The following is a 24,776-nucleotide window of genomic DNA, read 5'->3' as shown; positions in this document are numbered from 1 at the left end:
GTCGAGCCCGAGGCCGAACCCAAGCCCGAGCGGCGCGCGTAAATCCGAAGGGAATTTCGGCACCGATGCTCCCTCGCCGGGGCGAAATAAGTCCGCTTCCGGACCAGATTCCTTTCAGGTTTACGTGACAGGACTACCCGCGGGTCAGTCGACGGCGGTGCGGCTGGTCGCGGTGGCGTCCAGCGGGACCCCGGAGGGGACGAAGACCGAGAACAGAATCGGATGCCAGGTGGCTGCCACGGTCACCCGTGCGGAGACTCCGTCCGGCGACGTCGCCGACACGAGCGAGACCCCCGAACCGGCGATGTCGACCAGCGCGCTCGCCTGCGACCGAACGCCCTCGTCGGTCAGGACCGCGCGCGGTTCGCCTCCCTGAAACACGAGCGCGAATCCGTCCGCACCGGCCAGCGCCGCGGCATCAGCCACGGAGTCGACGCGCTTCTGCGCCAGGTACAGGCTCGCGGCGTTCGCGCCCACGACGATCACCGCGATCGCGAGCACGGCGTAGCCGAGTGTGAGCAGCAGGACGGAGCCCTCGTCATCCGGGTCCACGCCCAACCGGTGTCGGATCGTTCCGCGTCCGCGCATTCGGCGTTTCATTCGGCACCCCAGAACCGCGAGATCTTGTGAACCGCCGTGGCCGTTACCGGCACGCTGGCGATGTGGTCGAGGCCGAGCACGGGCGGCACGAGCGGCAGCGGCACTTGGGCCGCAACCGACACGATCATCGTTGCCCCGGCGCGCGGACAAGCCCCGCCCGCGGGAACACAGGCGAAGCCGACGTCGATGCTGCCCGCTGCGATGCCGTACTCCGAAGCGGTGGTCTGCAGAATCGCAGCCGCACGGGCATCGGCGCTCGGCGCATCCGGCGCCATCGCGATCGCTCGGGCCAGGTGTCTCGCCCCCGATTCGACGCCCAGCGCGTGCGACTGGATCAGCCCGAGCGAGGCGATCAGATACACCAGGGGCACGAGAAGAAGGAGCCCGACGACGATGAACTCGAGCGGGGCCGAGCCGCGCTCATCGCCCCGCAGGTTCCCGGACATCACGCGGCGCACCACCCGGCTAGTCGAGGGTTTCGGCGGGTGCATACGCGGTCACCTCCAGCGCCCACGGCACGCCGATCAGGCCGATCAGCGGAAGCGTGGCGCGCACCGTGACCTCGACTGCCGGGTATCCGAGATGCTCCGTGTCGCGTGCCGACACATCCTCGGCGAATGCCTCGCCCACCGCGCGCGCGATGACGTCGCGCGTTCGCGCCTCGCCCTCGGTGAGCGTCGTGTCGGCGAGGGCAGCGCGGTGCGCTCCTTCGACCGCGGCGTCGTGCACAACATTCCGCACATACACGGCGACGCCGAACTGGACGATGGCAAGGGTCAGCACGGTCAGCACCACGCCGACGAGCACGAACTCGACGGGCGCCGAGCCGCGCGAATCGAGCACGAGGCCGCCTAGATGAGTGAGTCCGTTTGGTTCAGTGGTCGTAGGCGATGAGGGAGCGTTTGGCGGGGGCGTTGGTGAGCCAGTTGTGCCAGATGCCGGCGGCGAGGGCGAGGAGTCTTGCGGCGACGCGGGAGTAGACGCCTGCGGGGGTTCTGCCGCCGTGGTCTTCGAGGGTGAGTTGGCCTTTGAGGGTGTCGAACACGGACTCGACCCATTGTCGGATGCTGCCGAGTTTCCCGAACCTGGGGGTCTCGTCTTTGCGGTCGGGGCGGATCAGGTGCGCGCCGAGGTCGTTGGTGACGAAGTCCTCGAACTGCTTCCCAGCGAAGCCTTTGTCGCCAACGATCACCTGTCCAGGCTGGATGAGGTGTCGGTCGTGGTCGAGCATCGCTTGGGTGGCTTCGCGTTCACCGATCTTCGGGCTCGCGAGTCCCCAGATCACGGGCATTCCGTCGGGAGTGCAGATCAGATAGAGCCGGAAGCCCCAGAAGTATCGGGAGTGGGATGCGCAGTATCCGTAGTCGGCGTGCCCGGCGAGGTCTGAGCGTTTCACGGTCTCCCGCGATTTCCCGCACGGTAGCGGGGTCGAGTCCACCAGCCGGGTGATCTCACCCCAGGACGGGGTGTCACGGGCCAGCTCGGTGATCACCGCAGAGAGAAGCCCGGTGGATTGGCGGACGCGTTTGCCCCACCCGGACTGGCCGGGCAGGTTCGGGAACATGCCCTTCAGGTGAGCGTGCGCGTATCGGATCCATTTCCGATCCGACGCGATCCCGAGCAGGTGTTGCGCGACCAGCAGGCAGAGCAATTCCGCGTCGTTGAGGGCGGGTTTGCGGCCCGGGTGGTGATCGCGGGTGAAGCCGATCGCGGGCAGGATCCGGTCATCGAGGTGGACGTAGAGTGTGATCAGGAGGGTGTTGAGTTCAGTTTTCACACACCGGGGTTAACACCCTCCGCCTGCGATTAACAGCATCCACGCCGACCCAGCCAAACGGACTCACTCATCTAGGCGGCACCGACGCAGGGCCATGAGAGGTCAGAGACCCGAAACGCGCGCGATCGCCTGCTGGAAGAGCTGCCCGAGAGCCGGCCCGGCGAGGGCCCAGATCAGCACAACGAGCCCGGCAGTCATGAGTGTGATCAAGACCCAGCCCGGTACATCGCCGCGCTCATCCCGAACAAGCCCGGCGAGGCTCCGGCGGGCCGAGAGTGCTCGCCTACCGATCATTGAGGTGACTGTTGCGTACATGTCGATCCTTTCGTTGAGGCCTCAGCCGAGCCCGAGGCGCAGCATGAAAACACCCGGGTAAACGGCGTAAATGACAGACAGGGGAAGAATTAAGAAGACCAGAGGGATGAGCATCAGAATTTCGGACCGCCCGGCCCGCTCAATGAGTTCGTGCCGCGCGGCCTCACGCGCATCACCCGCCTGCGCCTGCAGCACCTGAACGAGCGGCGCGCCCCGCTCGATGGCGGCCACGAGCTGATCGACAGCACGCGAGAAAGCGGGCAACTCGAGACGACGCGACAGCGACCCGAGCGATTCCCCCAGGGACGACCCAGTGCCCGTCTCGAGGACGACCCCCGCAAGCTCGCGCGACAGCTCACCGCTACCGATCGAGCCGACACGACGCAGAGCATCGAGCAGGCTTTCGCCCGCGGCCAGACACAATCCCAAGAACTCGAGCACCGGCGGAAGTTCCTCCTGCAACCGCGCCCGCCGTGCCTTCGCGGCGCGTTGCAGCAGGGCATCACACAGCACGACGCCCGCGACCGCAGCGATCACGGGCACGGCCGCGGCCACGGGCGTGAACCGCCCCGCGACGGTCACCCCGATCAGCACGACGGATCCGGCGAGTAAGCCTCCGATCCCCCACGCGAGCTGCCGCGCACGAAACTCCTCGACACCGCCGGATCGTCCCGCCTGCGCCAACCGCCGCGCGATCGTCGCCGAGCTCCCGAAGAGTCCCGCGAACCGGATGCCCGCTGCCGCGAATGCTCGCCCGAGGGTCGGGGCGGCCCAGGCATCCGTCGCCAACCAGGGCGTGACGCCTCGGGGATCCGTCACCTCCCGTACATAGGGCGCGATGCGACGCTCGAGAGGAACCGCGCGCCACCGCGGCAACAGGGCGATCAAGAGCCACACGCCGAGTCCGAACGCCGTACCGAGCACGACGGCGAGCGCCATCGTGCTCACGGGGGCACCACCCATCGACACGCCGCTCACGCGAGCCACCTCCGTGGTTCCGGAAGGCGCCCCAGGCCGAGCATGAGCCGATAAGCCAGGACGGAGGCGAGCCCACCCGCGATCACGAGAGCGATGCCCTCGGGGCTGGTGTACGCACGGGCACCCTCTGGTCGCAGCGACAACAGCGCGAGGATCACCCACGGCGCGACGACCCCGAGCAGCGCAGCGCCCCGAATCCACGACTGACGCGCCTCGACCTCCGCCCTCAGCGCAGCATCCGCCCGCACGGCCGTCGAGAGCGCCCGGAGCACCCCGGGAAGTTCAGTACCGCCGACGTGCCGCGCCATCCGGAGCGTCTCGACGATGCGGTCGGCGATGGGATCGGCGAGCAGCGCCTTCAGGCGCAGGGCGCTGGAATCGAAATGACCGGAAGCCGCCATGTCGCGTGCGAATGACGAGAACGCGGGCCGCAAGAGTGGGGGCGCCGAAACCGCGAGGTTCGCGACCGCGTCGGGCAGGGACATCCCCGCCCGCACGGCCGAAACGAGGTGATCGCAGACATCCGACCACAGCCCACGCCGCGACCGGATGAGTTGGGTGCGCCGAGCGCGCAACCACAACACGGGCGCCGCCGCACCGAATGCCGCTGCGCACATCACAAGAATCGGCACGCCGAGTACGAGCCAGACCAGAGCCGAAGCGATTGCGGCAAGCAACAGCGACACGGCGACAAGAACACGAGGCCGCACGTGTGACATCCCGGCTTCGTCGAGCAGCCGCGAGAGCGCGCTCGCCCCCGCACGCGAGGGTCGTGACGGACGGCTCGGCCAGAGCCAGGGCGACAGCACCAAGAGCAACCCCGCACCGAGCACGCCGCCCCACAAGAACGTCACGCGTCGCCCCCGACCCGCTCGCCCCCGACCCGCTCGAACTCGACCGCTCCCCCGACGACCCGGCCCGTCGTTGCCGCGATCTCGCTCACTCGGCGCCGTCCGTCCGCCGAGCGCGAGCAGTGCACGACCAGGTCGACGCCCGCGGCAATAGCGGGCAGGACGAAGGATGAATCGATGTTTCGACCCGCCAAGAGCGGCAGCGCGGCGAGTTTGGCGAGAGCATCCTTCGCGGTGTTCGCGTGGATCGAGGCCATGCCGGGCACCCCCGTGTTGAGGGCCAACACGAGGTCGAGCGCTTCGGCGTCACGCACCTCTCCGATGACCAGCCGGTCCGGACGCATCCGCAACGCCTCTTTCACCAGACGCCGAAGCGAAACCTCACCGGTGCCCTCGAGGCTCGGCTGCCGTCCCTGCAGCGCCACGATGTCCGGAGCATCGACACCCAACTCGAATGTCTCCTCCACAGTCACGACCCGATGATCAGGCGGGCATGCCGCGATCAACGCCGCAAGCAGCGTCGTCTTGCCCGCGTGGGTGGGGCCCGAGACCAGGATGCTGCGCCCTCCGGCGATCGCATCGCGCAGCAGATCCGCGTCGTCGAGACGCAGCGACCCGAGGGCGACGAGAGCATCGAGGTCGCGATAGGCGGGCGTGAACTTGCGGATGTTGACCGACCAATGGCGTCGGGTGATATCCGGGATCACGACGTGAACACGGGACCCGTCGGGCAGCGACGCGTCCACGAAGGGTTGGCTGAGGTCGACCCGTCGTCCGGTCGGATGGAGCATCCGCTCGACGAGATCACGCACCTGCTCGTCGGTCAGGCGAATCAGCAAACGCTCGGAAACTCCCGCTCTGGCGGCGAATATCCGATCGGGGGCGTTGATCCAGATTTCCTCGACCCCGGGATCGTCCAGGTATGGCTGCAGCGCCCCGAACCCGGTGACCTGGGCCAGGGCACCGCGCACGCAGGCCACCTCATCCTCGACCAGAGGAAGACCGCGGGCGAGAGCCACGTCGTTATGGCGCCGCACCTCGGCGAGCGCGAAACGATGTGCCGCGTCGGGATCACGGGCTGGGTCGATGTGCTCGGCGCGAAGCCGGTCGCGCACCCGAGCCGCCACCACGGCCTCGGGAGCCGCATCGGGACGCGCGGCGGGGTGAGCGAGGGCGGGGCTCGGGGAGATCGACACCCGGGCATCCTCGCAAGATGCCCGCGGCTGCATCCGGAGTTATCCACAGACGCACCGAGAGGCGGCGCGTGGCGCTGCTCACAAACTCGCCCTGCAGGCTTGACCGCTCGCCGTCCGGTTGTTGGAATCGAGGCGTGGATTCCCTCGCCGTGCTCAGCGTCATCTTCGGGATGGGGCTGTTGACCTGGTCGGCGATGCTGCTGTCGGCCGCCAACGCTTCGAGCCGTCTTTCGGTGTGGGCGCGGCCCGAACATACCCCCGCACGCTCGACGGCGTTTCGTGCTGCGGGTGCCGGTTCTGTCGTATTCGGGGTCATCCTCTTCGGGCCCGCGATCGGAATCGGCTCAACCGCGATCGGCTTCGCGACCTTCGTGCCTGGGGCCATCATCATCGCAATGCACAACCGAGGACTCCAGGGCTGATACTTCACCGACCGCCGGTTCACCGACTGACGCGACGAGGCCGTCAGTCGACCGGCAGACCCGCATCGCGTCGCAGCACACCCAAGCACGCGAACGCGAGGGCGAGCTGCGCGATGCCCGTGCCGATGTAAATCGTGTGCAGGACCGAATAGACCGGAAGCAGCACGACCTCGATATAGATCCACAGCACCATGCCGAATCCCGCGACCGCATTCGCCAGAGCCGCATACGGGCGACGTAACAACAGCAGCACGAACGCGAGAGTCTGAGTGCCGCCGACCACGATGAGCAGGACCAGCCCGGCGCCGAGGTAGGTGAAGCCGCTGTCTTCCACCCACCACGCGGGCATGCCGAGCGACCCCGGTGTCATCAGTCCGACGCCGCCGCCAATCGCTGAGAGCGCGCTGAATCCCGCGACCACGAGAAGCAGGATCCGCCAGAGCCGGGTCGTGTCCATCACCTCGCCACCATGACCTCACGATAGGCAGCATCGCCATGCGAACGAATGCGTGAGGGCCGGGTTTATCCCTCGCTCGCACGTCCGGGTGCTCGCCGGATCAGGCGAAGCCGAACAGCGCCGGAACCACCAGCACGACAACCGCCGCCCACACGCCGAATACCGGTAGATACGACGTCTGCCAGCGGACCAGGCGCGACGCGGGTGCGCGCCCGATCAGAAGCCGAATCGACAGCCACGCCGTGACCGCAAGGTTGACGATCAGCAGCGCGTTCAGACCGATCGCGGCGATGCGGTTCGGCGTGAGTCCGAGCTCACCGATACGGCCGACGAGCGAGCCGAGCACCAAGGCATCGAGCACGAGTGCCGCCACCACCGCGACGAGACGGATGACGTCCATCACTCCCGCGCGCGCCGCTTCGGGCCGGGCTGAGAGCCCGTAGAGCACCAGTCCGAGCACGACGAGCAGCAGCACGTCGAATCCCGTCAGCAGGTCGCGGTCGAACTCACGACCGATGCCGGCGACGGCATAGAGCACCGCGGCGGCGACGAGCATGACGGCGAACAGCGGCGTGAAGATCGCCGTTAGCACGGGAGCGATGTTCTCAATCACGCTCTTCTTAGCCTCGACGAGCCAGGCCGCGACGATCACAGCGGCAGCACCGCCCGAGGGTACGGTCCACATATCCAGCCCGCTGATCGATTCAGGCGCGATCGGCGAGATCACCAGAACGGTCAACCCGACCAGCACCCCGCCACCCAAAGCGATCAACACGAGGTAGATCGCCCACTCCCCCGTGAACCGGATGAAGTCCATCCGCCGGGCGCTCGTCCGCCACTCCGAACCGACATACGCAGCGCCCGCGACGAACCACAACACGACCGGCAGATGTATCGCCACGAGGGTGGCGGTCGACGACGAATCGTCGAACGGCAACACGTTCACGCCGACCGCGAGAATCGCCACGATGCCGCCGAGAACGGCCGCTCGCGATCGAGTGACACCACGCGTCCACGCGAGGTACCCCGCCAGCACCGGAAGCACGAACAGACTCACGTTGCGCGGAAACCACGAAGCCATGCCGCCGTCACTCCCCGCCGCGATCCGCCCGACCTGAATCGCCACGGCAGCGAAGACGGCGAACGCGATCATGACGACGAGCGGATGCTTCGCCCTGGCACCCTCAGCATCCACCTCGGGAGCGAGCACCAGGTGCTTCCACAAACGGTCGCCGTGCTCGCGGGCAAACTCCGCGGTCAGGCGGTCCGCCGCCCCGAGGCGCTTCAGCGCAATCAAGAACGCCTCGTCTTCACTCAACCCCGACTCGGTGAGATCCTCCGCCTGATCGCGCAGGTGCTCCTCGAGCTCATCCAGATCAGCCGAGTCGATCACCCGTCCGCGCGCCAGCGAAGCACGCCATTGCTGCACGCCGTCATCCAGCGCCCCCACGTCACGCCCCCGCCACGGCGATGCCGCCAGGAAAGTTGCCCGGAAGGCTGCCTGGGGCTGCCAGGCCCCAGATGCCGCTCAAAGTGCGGGTTGCGGTGGCCCACTGCCGGCGCTGCTCGACGAGCTGTGCGCGTCCGGCATCCGTGATCCGATAGTTGCGACGGCGGCGACCCTCGGGCGAAACACCCCACTCGGCCTCGACGTGCCCGAGGCGATCCAGCCGGTGCAGCAGCGGGTAAAGCATGCCGTCCGTCCACTCGAGTTCACCTGCCGACAGCTCGCGGACGCGCTTCAGAATGGCGTAGCCGTAGCTCTGCCCGTCATTCAGGATCGCGAGCACGAGTGGTGCTGCCATCGCGGCGACCAGGTCTTTGTCGATGTTCATGGGACCTCCTACCCTTGCAGAACTATACATTGTGGTTCTATGTATAGAACCGCGAGTATTCACCTCTCGGGAATGGTCGAGGGGATCGGTAGACTATTGAGTCTCGCGGGAGTGGTGGAATTGGCAGACACGCAGGATTTAGGTTCCTGTGCTTTCGGGCGTGTGGGTTCAAGTCCCACCTTCCGCACGGGGCTGACTCTTCGCACATCCGCGAGGCGGGCGACCTGCCCCAGAACGACGGGAAAGTAACTCGTGCAGCCTGCAGCCCTCATCCCCTGGCTCGATCCCGAGACGTTGATCGCTGCGGCGGGCCCCTGGGCCCTTCTCGTGGTCTGCTTCATCGTCTTCGCCGAGACCGGCCTGTTGGTCGGCTTCCTGCTGCCGGGCGACACGCTTCTGATCATGGCGGGGCTGCTCTCGCACGCGAGCGATGTCGCGCCGAACGGCGTCTTCGGAATCAACGTGTGGTGGGTCGCGCTGCTCATCGCGCTCGCAGCTTTCCTCGGTGGTGAGGTCGGGTATTACATCGGCCATAAGGGCGGCCCCGCGATATTCGAGCGCAAGGAATCCGGGCTTTTCAGCCGAAAGAACGTCGAGCGGACGAACGCCTTCTTCGCCAAATACGGCGGTCTCACCGTGATCATCGCGCGCTTCGTGCCGATCGTGCGCACCTTCGCCCCGGTGGCGGCGGGCGTCGGTCATATGCCGTGGCGCCGATACTCGCTCTACAACTTCATCGGCGCGATGATCTGGGGCTTCGGGCTCACGATGATCGGGTATGTCATCGGATTCATCCCCGGGCTCGGAGACTTCGTCGCGGAGTACATCGACGTCATCCTGCTCGCCGCTGTGGCGGGAACGCTCCTCGTCACGGCGTACCACTACTTCAGCGAACGCCGGAAGGCCAAGAAAGCCGCGGGCGAGGATGTCCTCACGGACGCCGTCGAAGCTCAGGAACTCGTGCTCGAGCCCGAGGTGTTCGAGAAGGCGCCCGAGATCGGCCACCACGACTCACACAGCGAGCACCGCCCCGGCGCATAGGGCCGCGCGTCAGGTCTCCGTCAGGATGCCTTCGCGGCTTTGTTCTTCGGCGCCGACTTCTCGGCGGTCTTCGCGGTAGGCTTCGAACCCGCCCCTGACTTCTTGGCAGGCGCATCCTTCTTCGTCCCTCCCCCTTCGCGCGCGGCGCGGGACCGCTCGACGCTCGCGCGGAGGGCGTCCATCAGGTCGATGACCTCGCCACCCTTGTCTTCTTCGGCCGCCCCGCCGAAGGTCGCGGATGTGTCGAGGGTGTCCCCTTGCTCGAGCTTCGCCTCGATCAGCGTCTTGAGTTCGCGCTGGTAGTCGTCGACGAAATCGTCGGGGCGGAAGTCCTCGGCAAAGCTGTCGACGAGACTCGCCGAGAGTTCGAGCTCCTTCGCCGAGATCTTGACGGGCTCGTCGAGCGCGGGGAAGGATGCCTCGCGCACCTCGTCCGACCACAGCAAGGTCTGCAACACGAGCACGTCGCCCCGCACCCGCAGCGCCGCGAGGCGCGTCTTCTGGCGCAGCGTGAACCGCACGATCGCGGTGCGGTCGGTCTCTTCGAGCGTCCGCCGCAGAAGGACATAGGCCTTCGGTGACGTCGAATCGGGCTCGAGAAAGTACGAGCGGTCGAGCATGATCGGATCGACCTGCCCGGACGGCACGAACTCGACGACCTCGATCTCGCGACTGCGCTCGGACGGGAGCGAGGCGATGTCATCCTTCGTCAGAACGACGGTCTGCTCGCCGTCGTCGAACGCCCGATCGATGTCGGCATAGGGTACGACCTCGCCGTCGATCTCGCAGATGCGCTGATACCGGATGCGTCCGCCATCCGCCGCGTGCACCTGGTGCAGCGAGACGTCGTGATCCTCGGTAGCGGCATACACCTTCACCGGCACGTTCACGAGGCCGAACGCGACGGCACCCTTCCAGATCGCTCTCATGTGACCAGTACACACCCCTGCCGCACGCGGATGCCAGCGCTTGACATCCGCTCCCGGCACCCGCCGCCCAGGTCCGCCGCCACACCCGCTCCCCTGGCACAAAACGTGATGCGCACGCGCGTTACACCGCATCTACTGCCAGGCGAGCGGTTCCGGAGGTCGAGAGAGGAGGACGAGTAGCCTCGACGCATGGCGGGAGAGCAGGTGGTGCGTGTTGCGGGGCGCCGCCTGCGCGTGACCAACCTCGACAAGGTGCTGTACCCCGAAACGGGCACGACCAAGGGCGAGGTCATCGCGTACTACACGCGCATCGCGCCGTTCCTGATCCCGCACGTCACGGGGCGACCCGTGACCCGCAAGCGATGGCCGGATGGCGTGGGCACGGCGGAGCATCCCGAGTCCTCATTCTTCGCCAAAGACCTCGAGGCCGGCGCACCCGACTGGGTTCGGCGCACGCCGATCGAGCACTCGGGCGGGCCGAAGGACTATCCCCTCGTCGGGGATGTCGCCACGCTCGTCTATCTCGCGCAGGTCGCGAGCCTCGAGCTGCACGTGCCGCAGTGGCGCTTCACCGCGGACGGCGCCCGCGGCAACCCCGACCGGCTGGTGCTCGACCTTGATCCCGGTCCTGGAGTGGGGCTCGCGGAGTGCGCCGAGGTCGCGCGCTGGTGCCGCGAGATCCTCGCCGGAATGGGCTGGGACGCGCACCCCGTCACGAGCGGGAGCAAGGGAATCCATCTCTACGCCGCGCTCGACGCGAGACAGACGAGCGATCAGATCTCGGCGTTCGCCAAGGAGCTCGCGCGCGCCGTCGAGGCGGACCATCCCGACCTCGTCGTCAGCGCGATGAACAAGGCCGCGCGCCCCGGCCGCGTGTTCATCGACTGGAGCCAGAACAACGGCGCCAAGACGACGATCGCGCCGTACTCGCTGCGCGGACGCCTGCGCCCGACGGTCGCCGCTCCTCGAACATGGGACGAGCTCGAGGACCCGGGCCTGGCGCACCTCGAGTTCGCCGAGGTGCTCGAGAGGGTGGAAGCGGATGGCGACCCCCTCAGCGCACTCGGCTTCCACGCGGGCGGTCGCGCCGCGGACGACGGACCCCTCGCCGTGTATATCGCCAAACGCGAGGCGGGCAAGACCCCCGAACCGGTGCCGGCCAACGCGCTGGGCGCTTCCGAGGCATCGGGGGAACGCCCGCGCTTCGTCATCCAGGAGCACCACGCGACTCGCCTGCACTGGGACCTGCGCCTCGAACGCGACGGCGTGCTCGCCAGCTGGGCGGTGCCCCGCGGCATCCCCCCGACCGCCGGGCGCAACAACCTGGCCGTGCAGACCGAGGACCACCCCCTCGAGTACGCGGAATTCGAGGGCACGATCCCGGCGGGCGAGTATGGCGCGGGCTCGATGACGATCTGGGACGACGGACGCTACGAGCTCGAGAAGTGGCGCGACGACGAGATCATCTTCACCCTCAAGGGGCGTCCCGGCGGCCCGCTCGGCGCGGTGCGCCTCGCACTCATCCGCACGGACGGCGACGGCGAGAAGTCGACCTGGCTGCTACATCGGATGAAGACGGATGCCTCGGGCCAGCCGCAGCCGGAAGGCACGCCCGTCATTGCCCTGGACGAAGAATCACCGCCACACTCCGATATCCCCTCCGGCGAGCGCTTCAGCCCGATGCTCGCGACGGGCTCCACACCCGGGCTCGCGGCCGGGTCGATCCGGCGTTGGTCGGCACGCGCCGGCGCGGAGCCATGGGTCGAGTTCAAGTGGGACGGCATCCGTGCCCTCGGCGTCTGGGATGGCGATGTGCTCCGCCTCATCGGTCGTCGTGGCACCGACATCACCGCGCGCTACCCCGAACTCACGGCCGAGTCGCTCGGGCTCCCGCCCGAACCCGCGGTGCTCGATGGGGAGCTCGTCGCGCTCGATGAGACGGGTCGACCCAGCTTCTCGCTTCTGCAGCACCGCATGAATCTGGTCAAGGCCCAGGACATCGCCGCCGAGGCCCGGCGCACTCCGGTGACGTACTACGTGTTCGACATCATCGAGCACGACGGAGCGGATGTTGCGGCCCTCCCCCTGCATGAGCGTCGGGCTTTGCTCGAACGTGTCGTGACGGATGCCCGACCTCCGCTGTCTGCGCCGCCCGTCTTCGACGATCTGGACGCCGCCCTCGCGACGGCTCGCGAGTTCGGCCTGGAGGGGGTGATGGTGAAAGACCCGGCGTCGGCGTATCGCCGCGGCATCCGCACCGAGTCGTGGCTGAAGCTCAAGCTCACACACACGCAGGAGGTCGTGATCGGCGCCATCAGGCCGGGCCGCGGTGGCCGGAGCGGATCGATCGGGTCACTGCTGCTCGGTGTTCCGGGTCCGGATGGGCTGCAGTACGCAGGGCGTGTCGGCACCGGTTTCAGCGATGCGACCCTCGCGCGGCTCACGGAGGCGTTGACGCCGCTGCGAACGAATACAAATCCGTTCGTCGGAGTCCCGGCGGCGGATGCCTCGGACGCCCTGTGGGTCCGGCCGGAACTCGTCGCCGAGGTGGAGTTCGCCGAGTGGACCCGGGATGGGTCGCTGCGTCATGCGCGCTGGCGGGGCCTGCGTCCCGACAAGGACCCCGCCGACGTGGTGCGTGAGGGCTGAATCAGCGTCGGATCTGCGGGAGTGGAGGACTTCGGCACGGGATGAGGATGCTTCAAGCGCGATACTCCTCTCCCGGCGCCGAAGTCCTCCCCCGAGGGCGAAGCAGGCGGCGGTCCGGTCCCCGGCGCGACAACACCAGGGACCGGCACAGCCCTCAGCCGCGAGCCTGGTCGAACGAGACCGAACGAACGCCGAACGCGTCGCCCTCTTCTGCAGCGAGCTCGCGCTCCGCGGAGAGGTCCAGCCCCCGGGCCAGAAGCACGTAGGCCAGTGCGGATGCACCGAGGCCCACGAACAGCGCGATGTCGATGCCGCCGATGGCCTGCGCGAGCGGCCCGACGAACCATGTCGTCACGACGAACGGGATCATGGCCGCGATGCCGACGAGGTAGGCGACGATGCCGCGCCATCCCCACGCGCCATAGATGCCATGCGGGCGGAACATCTCCGCGATCGCATAGCGGCCTCGGCGGATGAAGTAGAAGTCCATGAGGTTCACCGACGTCCACGGGACGAGCACGTAGAGCAGAATCACGAGGAAGCTGCCGAACGAAGCCAAGAACTCCCCGGTCGAGAACACCGCGCCCAGAAGGCCCGCGAGGGCGACGATCGTGCACGCGACGATGCGTGTCCTGCGTGTCGGCCGAACGGTCGCAAACGAGTCAGCCACGGTGATCAGTTCAATGCTCGCCGCGTAGATATTGATCGTGATCACGGTGATGAGGGCAGGCAGGGCGCTCCACAGCAGGACAACACCCAGGCCGGGCAGGAGAGCATCGGCCGTGGCGGCGATCGCCTGCACGGGATCGGCGTCGGAGAAGAGCGAAGCGACGAATGCACCCAGCGCCATGAGCCATCCGGCGCCGACGATGACGCCGGAAGAGGTGTAGAACAGCGCCTTTCGTGGGCTTGTCTGGGGCGGAAGGTACCGGGAGTAGTCGGAAACGTAGGGCGCCCAGCCGAGCGCATACGCCGCTGCCGCCGCGAACTGGACGAGGAACGCGGGCCCGTTGAATTCGCCGAGCGACAGCGCGCCGTCGGGCAGAGGAAGAACCACCACGGCGACGACCGTAAACACGCCGAACGTGGCTAGGAAGAGCCAGGTGAGCCACTTCTGCACACGGTGGATCCAGTGGTAGCCCACGATCGCGAGCGTCAACGAGAGCGCGGTGATCAGGATGTACCATCCTGCCCCCGCGTCGACCCCTGTCGTCATCGTCAGGACTTCACCGGCGAGCAGTTGATTGAAGATATTGAAACCAACGATGCTGGCGATCACGACGAGGCACACTAGAGCCACGCCCCGGTAGCCGAACTGCGCCCTCGACTGGATCATCTGCGGCAGTCCCAGCTGCGGGCCCTGCGCCGAGTGGAACGCCGTGAACACGGTCCCCACGCACACGCCGGTGATGATCGCGAGCAGAGACACCGCCAGGTTAGCCCCCAGCGCCACGCCCACCATCCCGGTAGCCAGTGTTGTGAGATTGGCATTCGACATGAACCAGAGCGAGAAGAGGCTCGACGGTTTTCCCGTCCTCTCGGATAGGGGTACCCAGTCGATCGATTTCACCTCGATGCCCGCGGTCGTGGGCAACGCCACTTCGGTCTGTTCGATCTCAGGTCGGGGCTCGTTCATCGTTGTCCTTCTCGGGTGTCGGGTGCGGATGGCTCATAGATCTCGGGGCGTCGGTCAGCGAAGAGGTCGTTCCACGGCCCGAGTGCCTTGTGACCGGGCGTGATGTCCAGCACCGCATCGGCGCTGCCGCGGACGCTGTCGGCGACGACCCAGCCGTCGCCGTCGATCACCGCCGTACCGCCCGTCCAGACGACCCCACGCTCGGCGCCGTGGCGATCGGCGACGACCCAGCCGTCGCCGTCGATCACCGCCGTACCGCCCGTCCAGACGACCCCACGCTCGGCGCCGTGGCGATCGGCGATGACGGTGGGCAGCCTCGAGGAGCGTGCGGCCGCCATCGCCTGAACGGTCTCGGGCGGGCGTTCTCCGCGCGGGCGGGGCACAAGCGGCCAGTTCACCGGCAGCGCGAGGATGTCGGCACCGGCAAGCGCGAGCCGACGAGGCACCTCGGGGAACTCGTTGTCGTAACAGATCGCCACACCGACACGCCCGATCGCGGTGTCCACGACGGCGCCCGCCGTCGGTCCCGGACGGAATATCATCGACTCGGCGCTCCACAGATGCGACTTGGCGTAGACCGCCTGGATGCCGTCCTGCGTGATGACCGCGGCACTGTTGAAGAGATCGTCGCCGTCACGCTCGCAGAACCCCACGACCGCGACGGTGCGTGGGCCGATCGCGCGGGAGAGTGACGCGAGCCGTGTGTCGGACCGCGACATCCCGAGCCCCCGTGCCTCGGCCCGGTCGACGAAGACGTACCCGCTCGTGGTCAGTTCGGGCGCGACGACGAGTTGGGCGGTATCGCCCGCGACGTGATCGAGCGCTTCGGCGACGCGCGCGATGTTGCCGTCGACGTCGCCGAAGCGGATCGTCGGGCTGACCGCAACCGCGCGCACCCTGTGCGACGCGGGGTCACTGGCGTCCTCGTGCTCCATCGTCTCTCCTTGTCCTGGAAGCGACCGTCCGGCCGCCCGCTCGTCACTATGCCGTGTGCACGGGCTCCCGATATGTCGCGAGGCGCATTGTCGCAGTGGCGCTGTGCGCGGCCATCCCCTCGGAATCCGAGATGACCTGCACCGCGTGCGCAAGACTCGGCGTCGCCTCGCGCGAGATGCGCTGGTACGTGAGCGGCTTGAGGAACCTCGAGACCGACAGCCCGGCACTGTGCTTGGCGCCCCCTGCGGTGGGCAGGACGTGGTTCGTGCCCGCCATGCCTTTGTCGGAGTACGCGACCGTGCTCCACGGGCCCAGGAAGATCGAGCCGTAGTTACGCAGGTTCTGGTGATACCACTCGTCATCCGACGTGATCACCTCGAGGTGCTCAGGGGCAAGGTCGTCCATGAGGACGACGGCCGTCTCCCGATCCGTGGCGACAGTGATGGAGCCGTAGTCCCGCCACGCGGGTCCCGCGATCGATGCCGTCGCGAGCCCCGCCAGCTGACGCTCGACGGCTTTGAGTACGGCAGCTCCGTGTTCGGCGGACGTCGTGACCAGAGCGGCCGGTGAGTTCGGGCCGTGCTCCGCCTGACCGAGCAGGTCGGCCGCGACGATCTCTGGGTCTGCCGTTTCATCGGAGAGGACCGCCACCTCCGAGGGCCCCGCAAGGAGATCTATCGCGGCAGTGCCGAACAGCTGACGCTTGGCCTCAGCGACATAAGCATTTCCCGCTCCCACGAGCATGTCGACCGGGAACTCCTCGAGCAAACCGAAAGCCATCGCCGCGAGCGCCTGAACGCCACCGAGCACGAAGATCCGGTCGACTCCGGACACATGAGCGGCATAGACCACCGCGTCATTGGCACGCCCGCCGGGCTGCGGCGGGGTGCATGCGATGACAGAGGGGACTCCGGCCGCCTTGGCGACACCGACAGTCATGAATGCGGATGCTGTGAGCGGGAATCGGCCGGCAGGCAAGTAGGCGCCCACCCGCGAGACGGGGATGTAACGCACGCCGGTGGTCAACCCCGGCTCGAGCTCGGTGGAGAAGTCGACGAGCTTCCCCCGCTGGACATCGGCGAAGGCTCGGGTGCGGGTGGAGCCCAGCTCAATAGCCGCGCGCAGCGCGGGCTCGAGCTGCGCGCCACTCCTCGCGATCTCGGCACCCGACAACTCGATCTCGCCACCGGTGTACCCGTCGAGCTTGCGCGCGTAGTCGCGCACCGCATCCAGCCCGCCCCGTTCGATCGTCTGCAACATCTCGGTGACGGTGCGGATGACGGCCGGATCGCGCTGAGCGGCGGGAGCGTCGACCGCGGGCGTCTTGAGGTGGACGAAGGAACTGCTGAGCTGAGCGAGCAAAGGAGGAGAAAAGCGCATGCGTGAAACAGTAGGGATCACAGTGATCACCCACAAGCCCGTTGAGTACGGTGAAAACCAACGTGTTTGCCTATACTTCGATGGGCACCCACGAAAGGCAGTGCACATGACTCTGACGCAATTGAAGGCATTCCTGGCCGCGCTGGAACAAGGCAGCTTCACCGCCGCGGCAAACGAATTGGATTCCACCCAAGCATCCATCTCGGAACTCGTCGCCCGTCTCGAACGCGAACTCGGTCTGAAGCTCTTCACACGAGGTGGAAGACGCCTCGTCCCCACGGCGGCTGCATTGGAGCTTCGCGAGCATGCGCTGCAGGCCGTGACAGCCATCACGAACGGTGTCGACGCCATCCGCGCCCTCGCATCGCTCGAAGGCGGCACGTGCACCTTCGGCGTTTTGCGCAACGCCGCGTACTACGACCTATCGGATCTCGTCCAGCGTTTTCACACGCGCTACCCACGCGTCAAGGTGCGTCTCGTCGGTCTTAATTCCTCGCTCGTTGCCGAGTCGGTTATTTCGGGCGAGATCGAAGCAGGTCTCGTCGTCCTTCCCGTCACAGACGACGGACTCGAGGTGAAGCCGCTTTTCCGCGACGAGGTCGTCTATGCATCCGCGCACCGCCGTCCCGAGAAGGGACCCGTGACGATCGAGGAGGTGTCGGACGCGAAGCTCGTGCTGTACGACGCGTATGCCGGCTGGGACGATCCCACCCGGCGGCAGCTGCTCGAACGCGCGCGACTGCGCGGACTGACCATCGATCCCGCCATCGAGGTCGAGCACGTCGAGACGGCGCTCAACCTGGTCGCGACCAGTGCAGCCGACACTATGGTCTGCCGCACCATCGCGGAAGGCGCGGCGTTCCCCGAGTCCATCCACGTGACAGCCTTCGCGGAACCCATGTACGACACGGTCGCGCTCATCTGGCGGGAGGGCACGTACCTGTCACCCGCGACACGACGCCTCGCCGATCTCGCTGAGCACACGCTCTTGACCAAGCTCGCTCCTGTGGTGTGACCGACCCCCGTCACGCGTGCGCGGCCGGATCGCGGTCGGCGTGTCCCGCGGGCTCGATCTGGAACGTCGAGTGCGCGACGTCGAAGTGATCCGCGAGGCACGACTGCAGGCTCGCGAGGAGTTCCGCTGCTCTCCCAGCCTCGAGCACGGCGGGCTCGACCACGACGTGCGCGGTGAACACCGGCGCCCCGCGCGTCAACTGCCAGACGTGCACGTCGTGAACGTCGGCGACGCCCGGCGCGCCCAGAATATGGTCGCGGATCTCGGCGATCCGCGTGCCCTGCGGAGCAGACTCCGACAGTACCGAGAACACCTCGCGCAACAGCCCGATCGCACGCGGCACGATCATGGCGGCGATGAGCAGCGACGCGATCGCATCGGCCTGTACCCACCCCGAAAGCACGATCACGAGCGCCGCGACGATGACCGCCGCAGACCCGAGCAGATCCCCCATCACCTCGAGATACGCCCCGCGGACGTTGATGCTGTTCCGCTGCGCCGAACTCAACAGCCAGAGCGCGACGGCATTCGCGACGAGCCCGACGATCGCGATGACGAGCATCACACTGCCCTCGACGTCGACATCCCCCGGCGCCATGAGACGTCCGACGCTCTCGACCGCGATCCAGACCGACAGCACGATCAGCACGGCCGCGTTGATCAGCGCCCCGAACACCTCGGCGCGCTGATAGCCGTAGGTGCGCCGGTCATCGGCCGGTCGCGACGCGACGGCATTCGCGACGAGCGCGATGACGAGGGCCGCCGTGTCGGTGAACATGTGCGCCGCGTCGGCCAGCAGCGCGAGCGATCCGCTCAGCACACCGCCGACGATCTGCACCACCATCACGATCGCCGTGATCGCCAGCGAGATCGCCAACAGCCGTCGGTTCGAGGCGTTTCGGATGCCTCCCCTGAGTATTCGGAGCTTTGGGGGCCGGGGATTATCGTGTTTCAGGGCCACCGAATATTGAGGTTCAGGGCCAGACGATATTGCCGGTGAGCGCCAGCCGTCGTGCTGGCGCTCACCGGCGTCGGGTCAGCTGCTCATGTTGGTGTGTTCGCGCATGTTGGTGCTGCCGGTTTCGATCCAGATGGTGTTGTGGACGATGCGGTCCATGATCGCGTCGGCGTGGACGTCGGAGCCGAGGCGTTGGTGCCAGTCCTTTTTCGCGTATTGGGTGCAGAACACCGTCGACGTGGAGTCGTAGCGCCGTTCGAGGAGCTCGAGGAGCATGCTGCGGACGTCGTCGCTGGGTGGGTCGAGGAGCCATTCATCGATGACCAGCAGCGTGAACGCGGCGTATTTGCGGAGCCATTTCTCCTTCCCGCCGGGCCGGTCACGGGCCGCGGCCCAGGTCTCCTCGAGGTCGGGCATGCGGACGTAGTGCGCCCGATACCTGTGCTGGCAGGCTTGCTTCGCCAGCGCCGAGCCGAGGTAGGACTTCCCGGAGCCGGTGAACCCTTGGAACACGACGTTCTGCTGCCTGCTGATGAACGCGCAGGTGCCCAGCTGCGCGATGATCCCTCTGTCGAGGCCGCGCTGTTCAATGAGGTCGAGGCGGCGGAGGTCCGCGTTCGGGTAACGCAGCCCGGCCCGGCGGATCAGTCCCTCGACCTTGCCGTGGGTGAACGTGGCGTGTGCGTCGTCGACGGCGAGCTTGATGCGTTCTTCGAACACCATCCCCAGCGTCAGGGTGTCGTCCTGGACCTCGAACGCGTCGACCAGCGCCGTGACGCCCATCTCCCGCAGCTTCCTCTTGCTCTCGCTGTCGATGCGGGTCATCGGGTGCCTCCCGCGTAGTAGTCCGCGCCGCGGACATACCCGGCTGGCTCGGCCGTTCGGCCTGGTGTCGACCATGCGTCGCGGGCGTCGGGGTCGTCCTGCCTGGTCTCGAGGATCGGTCTCAGGTGCGCGTAACGCGGCGACCGAACGCGGGTCAACGCGACCTCCGCCGCCGCTTCAACACGAGCAGCGGAGTAGCGGCGGGTCAGCCGCAATACGGCCAACGCGGCGCCCAGGCCTTGTTCGTCGACCGGGACCGACTCGAAGATCCGATTCACGACTGTGGTGGTGTTCTCCCCGATCCGGGCCGCCCATTCCCTGACCCGCGGAGAGTCCCACTGCCGATAACGCGGCCCGTCCGGTAGATCCCCGTCATGCGTCCGATACTCGTTCACCACCCCGGTCGGCGCGAGGAGGTGGCTGGTCAGCCGCTGATCCCCGGCGAACACCTCGAGGGTGGTGTCCGTGACCCGCAGGTCAACGGCCCGGCCGATGTGGGCGAACGGGACGGAGTAGAAGTTCCGCTCGAACACCACGTGCCCGTTCTTCTGAACCCGACGCCTATAAACCCAGCGGGAAATCTCGAACGGAACCTGCGGCAGCGGCCGCAGCAGCTGCTTCTCCTCCGCCTCGAACACGCTCGCTCGTGATCCGGCGCGTTTCTGGAACGGTTCGGTGTTGTAAGCGTCGACGCGTTCATAGATCGCGGCGCGCAGCTCCGGCAGCGTCGCGAAGGTCCGGTCCCGCAAGCTCGCGATCACCCAGGTCGCGATGTTCCCGACGGTGTTCTCGACACTCGCCTTGTCTTTAGGCTTCTTCACCCTCCCCGGCAGCACCGCTGCCGAATAGTGAGCCGCGAGCTCCCGATACGCGTCGTTCAGGACCACCTCACCCTCCGCAGGATGCTTGATCACCCCGGTCTTCAGGTTGTCCGGCACGATCCGAGGAACACTCCCGCCGAACCAAGCGAACATCGAGACATGCGCGCGCAACCAGGTGTCCTGCTTCATATCCAGCGCCGGCTCGACGAACGCGAACCTCGAAAACGGCAACGTCGCGACGAACAAGAACACCCGCGTCTGCTGCCCGGTGACCGGATCGGTCAGCTGCATCGTCGGACCTGACCAGTCGACCTCGACGCTCTGGCCCGCCTTGTGACCGACGCGCGACGCTGCGCCGGCGATCAGGAGGTGCTGCTGGTAGGTCTTGCAGAACCGGTCATAGCCCATCGCCGGCGATCCCGTCGCCCGGCAGGCGTCGAGATACTCGCCGTGCAACAGCTTCAACGTCACCCCGACCCTCGCGAGCTCGCGATGCACCCCCTCCCACTCAGGTTGCGCGTGAACGCTGTCATGCTCACCACGTCCGGGGAACAACCGCGCATAGACCGTCGCCTCGTCAAGCTCGGCGACGTCGTCCCAGCGGACGCCTTCACGGTCGGCGGCGTCGATGACTGCGGCCACGCTCGTGCGGGACATGCCCTGCGCGGCGATCTGCCGCCCCGAGAACCCCTCCCCCCGAAGCCTCAGCACCAGCTTCGCTCTGATCTTGCGTACCATCCGAATCACTCCTTCTGCCGCGTGATTGGCCACGCGGCAGAAGGAGCCTAGGAACGGTGGCCCTCAACCCGAATATCGAGTGGTCCCCACCGACGCGATCACGTCGATCAGAACGTGGCCCTCAACCTCAATATCTGTGGCCCTCAGAGGAGCGAATACTCATCCCCCGGCCGACGCGTGATCGTGCATGTGTCCAGGCTAGGCCCGAGAATGCCCGATGCCGGGTCGTTTCGCCTAGCCGAGAATGACTTCGATTCTCAGAGTCACTCGTCGGGAGTTGGCAGCGCCGCCAGCGTCTCCCCATCTGCCTGCGATATATCACAGGTTCAGGGATTGGACACAGACATGGCAAGGCCGAACGGTCTGCACCACGTCGAGTCGATGGAATACGTTCTGGGTCTATACCAGACGGGCTCGCAGAGGCCGCACGCGTACCGCGCAGGGGCGGTCGTGGCTGATCAAGTGTGGCGATAGGACACTCTCAAACCGACTCCACCTCCTGCACGTTGACGTGCTCCGGATGTTGTCCGGGTCCGGGTTGGAGATCGCCGACCTTTTCGCCCTTCTCAACCGTGACCACCGCCCTGCCCGAGGCAATCAACGGCGAGCACGTCGCGCCCACACGTACATGATCGTTGCGATCAGCGCCCGCTAGGAGTTGAACTGCCAACCGAGAGCGCGAGCGAGCTGTTCCATGTTGAAGACAGCGTGCCCCTTGTCATTGCAGACGTTGGGTATGTGGGGTTTCGCGATGCTCGGGGACAACTTCTCGTACGTGACGACAGGGAATCCGCGTGCGATGCCTAACCCGATCACGAACGGGTCGACGGTCGACCGCTTCCCACCCGCAGTGATCAAGCCCGGATGAGTCTTCAGCACGTCCGCAGTAGCTGCCTGGATATCTGGGTCCAGCGGAACGAAAAAATGTGGCCGCGCCTTCGCCCACTTCGCCACGTCGTCATCCCGCTTCGTCAACTCGCCTTTGACAGGGTCAATCGCCTGAAGAACTCCCGCGTCGACCGCCTCGTTGAACTTCTCCCAGAAACCTGGAAAAACGTCCGGCCAATAATGGTCCCGCCATGCGGTGATCAGGACGCTCGTGTCCACGGAGTACATCAGTCCACCTCTGGGATGCGCGCGCGGTCCAACAGCTTGGGTATCTGATCCACCTTGGCGTTGAGCATGTTGGAGGTCTCGTACGTGCTCAATAAGCCCTCTGACATCGCGCTGACCACGTTTCGTACGTAGCCCTTCCCGAGATTGCGCACCTTGGTGCGCAGGCCGTCGCCACCGTTGGCCTTCCTAGGTTCTGGTCCGTTGGACCACCGGTCGATGTCGTTGTAACCTTCGCGCCAGTTCTCGTAGAACTCCTGGCTAGCCTTGCCGTGCGTGAAGAGCTTCCGCAGGATGACTTCGGGGCTGACGCCCCAGGCACGTGCCTCCTCGCGCAACTGCCATAACTCCCAGTCCTCGGCGTTCTCACGCGCGTTGAGCACGATGGGGCGTTGGGAGAAGGCAGCAGTGGGCACAAGCATCTCGGCGGCGAGACGGTTGCACTCGACTTCGATGCGATCTACGTCGTCTGCTCCGGTTGATTCCTCATGCAGATCACACAGGGCGGAGGTGTTGAGCAATAAATGCGCGTATTCGTGCAGCAGCGTAAAGATGCGCCTGTTGAAATGCGTGGACCCGTTCACGCCGACGATAGGCACCGGGTCAAGCGCGACAGAGAACCCATCAGCTTCCTCTTTGGGGACAGCGTTCGCGGTCACGACGAGAACCCCCACCTCTTCCAGGGCGCTACTCCAGTAAAAGAACCAGTCGGTCGGCTTTCCTGACTGACCCGGAAGCTTGATAAGGGAGTGAACGTCGAGCATTATCCGAGCCCGCGCCGCCACATCCTTAAACCGGGCAGGCTCCTTCCACTCGCTGTCCGGCTCATCGTCCCGCAGATCCATGATCTCCAGCATGTTGTCGCGCTGTGCCTCGGCGCGTCGGATCTCAGCGGCGAGAATCGGGCTCTCACGACGCCGCGCCGTCAGCCAGGGACGCCTGTAATCGCGAACCCGCTCCTCGACTGGAGGTCGCTCGCTGAGGAAGAAGGCGGCAAGGGGACGCCGGTACAGGTCGGCGACAGTCTGGAGCTTGGCCACGGTTAGGCCTGGATCTCCGCGCTCCCATGCGAGCAGCTGGGCCTCATCTACCGAGAGTTTCGCTGCGGCGACACCTGGCTCCAAGCGCGAAGTTTCCCGAGCCCAGACAAGCATGTCGGGATTCGGGAAGGCGGGGATGGATCGGGGCACGGGTCCTCCGGCGATTGTTCAGGCGAGACTATCGCGCACGTCTACTAAACCGCACGCCACCGACACGCGCCCCGCCACTATCTTCGGCCGCCCCACAAAGGTGTCCGAGGCCGGTTCTACCGTCACCCTACGGGCTATGACGAGGCGTCCGAGCGCGCCTAGGGGAGTCAAACCGCGCTGGTTACGTGTGGGGCGTGACGGAACGAACGTTGCGGACACACCGGCATTGTCGGGCGATAGGGACCGTGAGAGGCGTGAATGGCCAGACGCGTCAAATATTCAGAGCTAGGCCGCGTCCTGTGCATAAGCATGTGTCCATGTCGTGTCCAAAACGGTGGACACGGGCAAGTCTGAAACCGCAAGAAGACGGGGTTCAAGACATGTGTTGAGAACGTGATTCGGCCAAAACTGAGCATGACTTCGATTCTCATCCGCGTCTCGCGCGGATCGTGCAGATTAGAGCGAGAGCGTCGACAGCAACGGCACGAGCGCGACGAAAGCGCGAGCGCGGTGCGACGAAGCGTTCTTCTCGGCCGACGAGAACTCGGCGGCAGAGCGCTCGGCACCGTCCGGTTGGCCGTCCGGGACGAAGATCGGGTCGTAGCCGAAGCCGTTCTCTCCCGAGGGGGCCAGAGCGAGGCGACCGGGCCAGCGCCCCTCGACGACATGCTCGGCGGCTTCTCCCCCGTCGGCCGCAGGAACGACGAGCGCGATCGTCGACACGAACTGGGCGGCGCGGTGCGGATCCGCGACATCCGAGAGCTGGTCGAGCAGCAGCGTCAGGTTGGCCGAAGCATCCTTCGCGTGCCCGGCCCAGTAGGCCGAGAACACTCCCGGCGAGCCGCCGAGCACGTCGACGCAGATGCCCGAGTCGTCGGCGAGGGCAGGCAGTCCGGTGTGCAGAGCCGCCGCGCGGGCCTTGATCAAAGCGTTCTGCGCGAAGGTGACACCGTCCTCGACCGGTTCGGGGCCGTCGTAGCCGATCACCTCGAGGTCGGGACGCGTCTCACGGACGATCGCGCCGAACTCTTCGACCTTGTGCGGGTTGTGCGTGGCGAGCACGACGCGGCGTTTCGTCTCGCTGCGCTCGCTCAACGACCGACCCCGGTCGCCC

General features: G+C 66.6%; 25 protein-coding genes and 1 tRNA gene. 5 read left to right on the top strand and 21 right to left on the bottom strand.

The window, feature by feature from the left end:
* Nucleotides 1-144 precede the first annotated feature (144 nt).
* The 8 genes from ACXZ1E_RS15460 to ACXZ1E_RS15425 form a co-directional block, all read right to left on the bottom strand.
* Nucleotides 145-588 (bottom strand): pilus assembly protein TadG-related protein, encoded by a 444-nt coding sequence (locus ACXZ1E_RS15460; RefSeq protein ID WP_458041329.1) that lies wholly within the window; start codon nt 586-588, stop codon nt 145-147.
* Nucleotides 589-596: 8 nt separating this feature from the next.
* Nucleotides 597-1,061: a TadE family protein gene (locus ACXZ1E_RS15455; protein WP_458041328.1), complete on the bottom strand. Its 465-nt coding sequence runs from the start codon at nt 1,059-1,061 to the stop codon at nt 597-599.
* Nucleotides 1,062-1,065: 4 nt separating this feature from the next.
* Nucleotides 1,066-1,443: a TadE/TadG family type IV pilus assembly protein gene (locus tag ACXZ1E_RS15450; protein WP_458041327.1), complete on the bottom strand. Its 378-nt coding sequence runs from the start codon at nt 1,441-1,443 to the stop codon at nt 1,066-1,068.
* Between the two features lie 31 nt (nt 1,444-1,474).
* Nucleotides 1,475-2,377, bottom strand: coding sequence for an IS982 family transposase (locus tag ACXZ1E_RS15445; protein ID WP_458041326.1), 903 nt, complete (start codon nt 2,375-2,377; stop codon nt 1,475-1,477).
* Between the two features lie 102 nt (nt 2,378-2,479).
* The gene (locus ACXZ1E_RS15440; RefSeq protein ID WP_458351993.1) at nt 2,480-2,692 is read right to left on the bottom strand and encodes a hypothetical protein; all 213 of its coding nucleotides are present in this window, start codon (nt 2,690-2,692) and stop codon (nt 2,480-2,482) included.
* 21 nt (nt 2,693-2,713) lie between these two features.
* Entirely contained in the window at nt 2,714-3,670 is a 957-nt protein-coding gene (locus ACXZ1E_RS15435) for a type II secretion system F family protein (RefSeq protein WP_458041325.1), read from the bottom strand.
* A complete protein-coding gene (locus ACXZ1E_RS15430; protein WP_458041324.1) occupies nt 3,667-4,524 on the bottom strand; it encodes a type II secretion system F family protein in 858 nt (285 codons plus the stop codon). Before ACXZ1E_RS15430 ends, ACXZ1E_RS15435 begins: the two co-directional genes overlap by 4 nt.
* A complete protein-coding gene (locus ACXZ1E_RS15425; protein WP_458351992.1) occupies nt 4,521-5,717 on the bottom strand; it encodes a CpaF family protein in 1,197 nt (398 codons plus the stop codon). The genes ACXZ1E_RS15430 and ACXZ1E_RS15425 overlap by 4 nt, the downstream gene beginning before the upstream one ends.
* Before the next feature lie 134 nt (nt 5,718-5,851).
* Here ACXZ1E_RS15425 and ACXZ1E_RS15420 point away from each other — a divergent pair, with 134 nt between their 5' ends.
* The gene (locus tag ACXZ1E_RS15420) at nt 5,852-6,139 is read left to right on the top strand and encodes a hypothetical protein (protein ID WP_458041323.1); all 288 of its coding nucleotides are present in this window, start codon (nt 5,852-5,854) and stop codon (nt 6,137-6,139) included.
* A gap of 43 nt (nt 6,140-6,182) precedes the next feature.
* Here ACXZ1E_RS15420 and ACXZ1E_RS15415 read toward each other — a convergent pair whose 3' ends face one another.
* The 3 genes from ACXZ1E_RS15415 to ACXZ1E_RS15405 all read right to left on the bottom strand — a co-directional run bounded on the left by ACXZ1E_RS15415 (nt 6,183) and on the right by ACXZ1E_RS15405 (nt 8,431).
* Complete coding sequence (locus tag ACXZ1E_RS15415) at nt 6,183-6,599, bottom strand: hypothetical protein (RefSeq protein WP_458041322.1); 417 nt, start codon at nt 6,597-6,599, stop codon at nt 6,183-6,185.
* Between the two features lie 97 nt (nt 6,600-6,696).
* The gene (locus ACXZ1E_RS15410; protein WP_458041321.1) at nt 6,697-8,025 is read right to left on the bottom strand and encodes a permease prefix domain 1-containing protein; all 1,329 of its coding nucleotides are present in this window, start codon (nt 8,023-8,025) and stop codon (nt 6,697-6,699) included.
* A 22-nt stretch (nt 8,026-8,047) separates the two neighbouring features.
* Complete coding sequence (locus ACXZ1E_RS15405; RefSeq protein ID WP_458041320.1) at nt 8,048-8,431, bottom strand: PadR family transcriptional regulator; 384 nt, start codon at nt 8,429-8,431, stop codon at nt 8,048-8,050.
* A gap of 105 nt (nt 8,432-8,536) precedes the next feature.
* Here ACXZ1E_RS15405 and ACXZ1E_RS15400 point away from each other — a divergent pair.
* Both ACXZ1E_RS15400 and ACXZ1E_RS15395 read left to right on the top strand, forming a co-directional pair.
* A tRNA-Leu gene (locus tag ACXZ1E_RS15400) sits at nt 8,537-8,618 on the top strand.
* A gap of 65 nt (nt 8,619-8,683) precedes the next feature.
* Entirely contained in the window at nt 8,684-9,472 is a 789-nt protein-coding gene (locus tag ACXZ1E_RS15395; protein ID WP_458041319.1) for a DedA family protein, read from the top strand.
* Nucleotides 9,473-9,492: 20 nt separating this feature from the next.
* Here ACXZ1E_RS15395 and ku read toward each other — a convergent pair whose 3' ends face one another.
* The gene (gene ku / locus ACXZ1E_RS15390; RefSeq protein ID WP_458041318.1) at nt 9,493-10,401 is read right to left on the bottom strand and encodes a non-homologous end joining protein Ku; all 909 of its coding nucleotides are present in this window, start codon (nt 10,399-10,401) and stop codon (nt 9,493-9,495) included.
* A gap of 189 nt (nt 10,402-10,590) precedes the next feature.
* On the opposite strand from ku, the gene ACXZ1E_RS15385 reads away from it, so the two are divergent.
* Complete coding sequence (locus ACXZ1E_RS15385; RefSeq protein WP_458041317.1) at nt 10,591-13,050, top strand: ATP-dependent DNA ligase; 2,460 nt, start codon at nt 10,591-10,593, stop codon at nt 13,048-13,050.
* Nucleotides 13,051-13,204: 154 nt separating this feature from the next.
* On the opposite strand, the gene ACXZ1E_RS15380 is transcribed toward ACXZ1E_RS15385, so the two are convergent.
* The 3 genes from ACXZ1E_RS15380 to hisD are packed head-to-tail and all read right to left on the bottom strand — an operon-like array spanning nt 13,205 to nt 17,002.
* Entirely contained in the window at nt 13,205-14,686 is a 1,482-nt protein-coding gene (locus ACXZ1E_RS15380) for a purine-cytosine permease family protein (RefSeq protein WP_458041316.1), read from the bottom strand.
* On the bottom strand, nt 14,683-15,621 hold the full coding sequence (locus ACXZ1E_RS15375) for a nitrilase-related carbon-nitrogen hydrolase (RefSeq protein WP_458041315.1): 939 nt from the start codon (nt 15,619-15,621) through the stop codon (nt 14,683-14,685). The genes ACXZ1E_RS15380 and ACXZ1E_RS15375 overlap by 4 nt, the downstream gene beginning before the upstream one ends.
* A gap of 46 nt (nt 15,622-15,667) precedes the next feature.
* Nucleotides 15,668-17,002, bottom strand: a complete 1,335-nt coding sequence (gene hisD, locus ACXZ1E_RS15370) for a histidinol dehydrogenase (RefSeq protein ID WP_458041314.1) — start codon at nt 17,000-17,002, stop codon at nt 15,668-15,670.
* Nucleotides 17,003-17,108: 106 nt separating this feature from the next.
* Here hisD and ACXZ1E_RS15365 point away from each other — a divergent pair, with 106 nt between their 5' ends.
* Nucleotides 17,109-18,017, top strand: a complete 909-nt coding sequence (locus ACXZ1E_RS15365) for a LysR family transcriptional regulator (protein ID WP_458041313.1) — start codon at nt 17,109-17,111, stop codon at nt 18,015-18,017.
* A gap of 10 nt (nt 18,018-18,027) precedes the next feature.
* Here ACXZ1E_RS15365 and ACXZ1E_RS15360 read toward each other — a convergent pair whose 3' ends face one another.
* The 6 genes from ACXZ1E_RS15360 to rdgB all read right to left on the bottom strand — a co-directional run bounded on the left by ACXZ1E_RS15360 (nt 18,028) and on the right by rdgB (nt 24,757).
* Nucleotides 18,028-18,894: a cation diffusion facilitator family transporter gene (locus ACXZ1E_RS15360; RefSeq protein ID WP_458041312.1), complete on the bottom strand. Its 867-nt coding sequence runs from the start codon at nt 18,892-18,894 to the stop codon at nt 18,028-18,030.
* A 159-nt stretch (nt 18,895-19,053) separates the two neighbouring features.
* Entirely contained in the window at nt 19,054-19,800 is a 747-nt protein-coding gene (locus tag ACXZ1E_RS15355; protein ID WP_458041311.1) for an ATP-binding protein, read from the bottom strand.
* The gene (gene istA / locus ACXZ1E_RS15350; protein ID WP_458041310.1) at nt 19,797-21,359 is read right to left on the bottom strand and encodes an IS21 family transposase; all 1,563 of its coding nucleotides are present in this window, start codon (nt 21,357-21,359) and stop codon (nt 19,797-19,799) included. The genes ACXZ1E_RS15355 and istA overlap by 4 nt, the downstream gene beginning before the upstream one ends.
* A gap of 651 nt (nt 21,360-22,010) precedes the next feature.
* Nucleotides 22,011-22,466, bottom strand: a complete 456-nt coding sequence (locus ACXZ1E_RS15345; RefSeq protein WP_458041309.1) for a DUF4411 family protein — start codon at nt 22,464-22,466, stop codon at nt 22,011-22,013.
* A gap of 8 nt (nt 22,467-22,474) precedes the next feature.
* On the bottom strand, nt 22,475-23,512 hold the full coding sequence (locus tag ACXZ1E_RS15340; protein WP_458041308.1) for an ImmA/IrrE family metallo-endopeptidase: 1,038 nt from the start codon (nt 23,510-23,512) through the stop codon (nt 22,475-22,477).
* A 606-nt stretch (nt 23,513-24,118) separates the two neighbouring features.
* Nucleotides 24,119-24,757, bottom strand: coding sequence for an RdgB/HAM1 family non-canonical purine NTP pyrophosphatase (gene rdgB, locus ACXZ1E_RS15335; RefSeq protein ID WP_458041307.1), 639 nt, complete (start codon nt 24,755-24,757; stop codon nt 24,119-24,121).
* Between the last annotated feature and the right edge of the window lie 19 nt (nt 24,758-24,776).

This window comes from Pacificispira sp. HM-600, from assembly GCF_977993705.1.
Note: the sequence above shows the minus strand (reverse complement) of the source record. Positions and strands in the feature narration are given on the sequence as shown.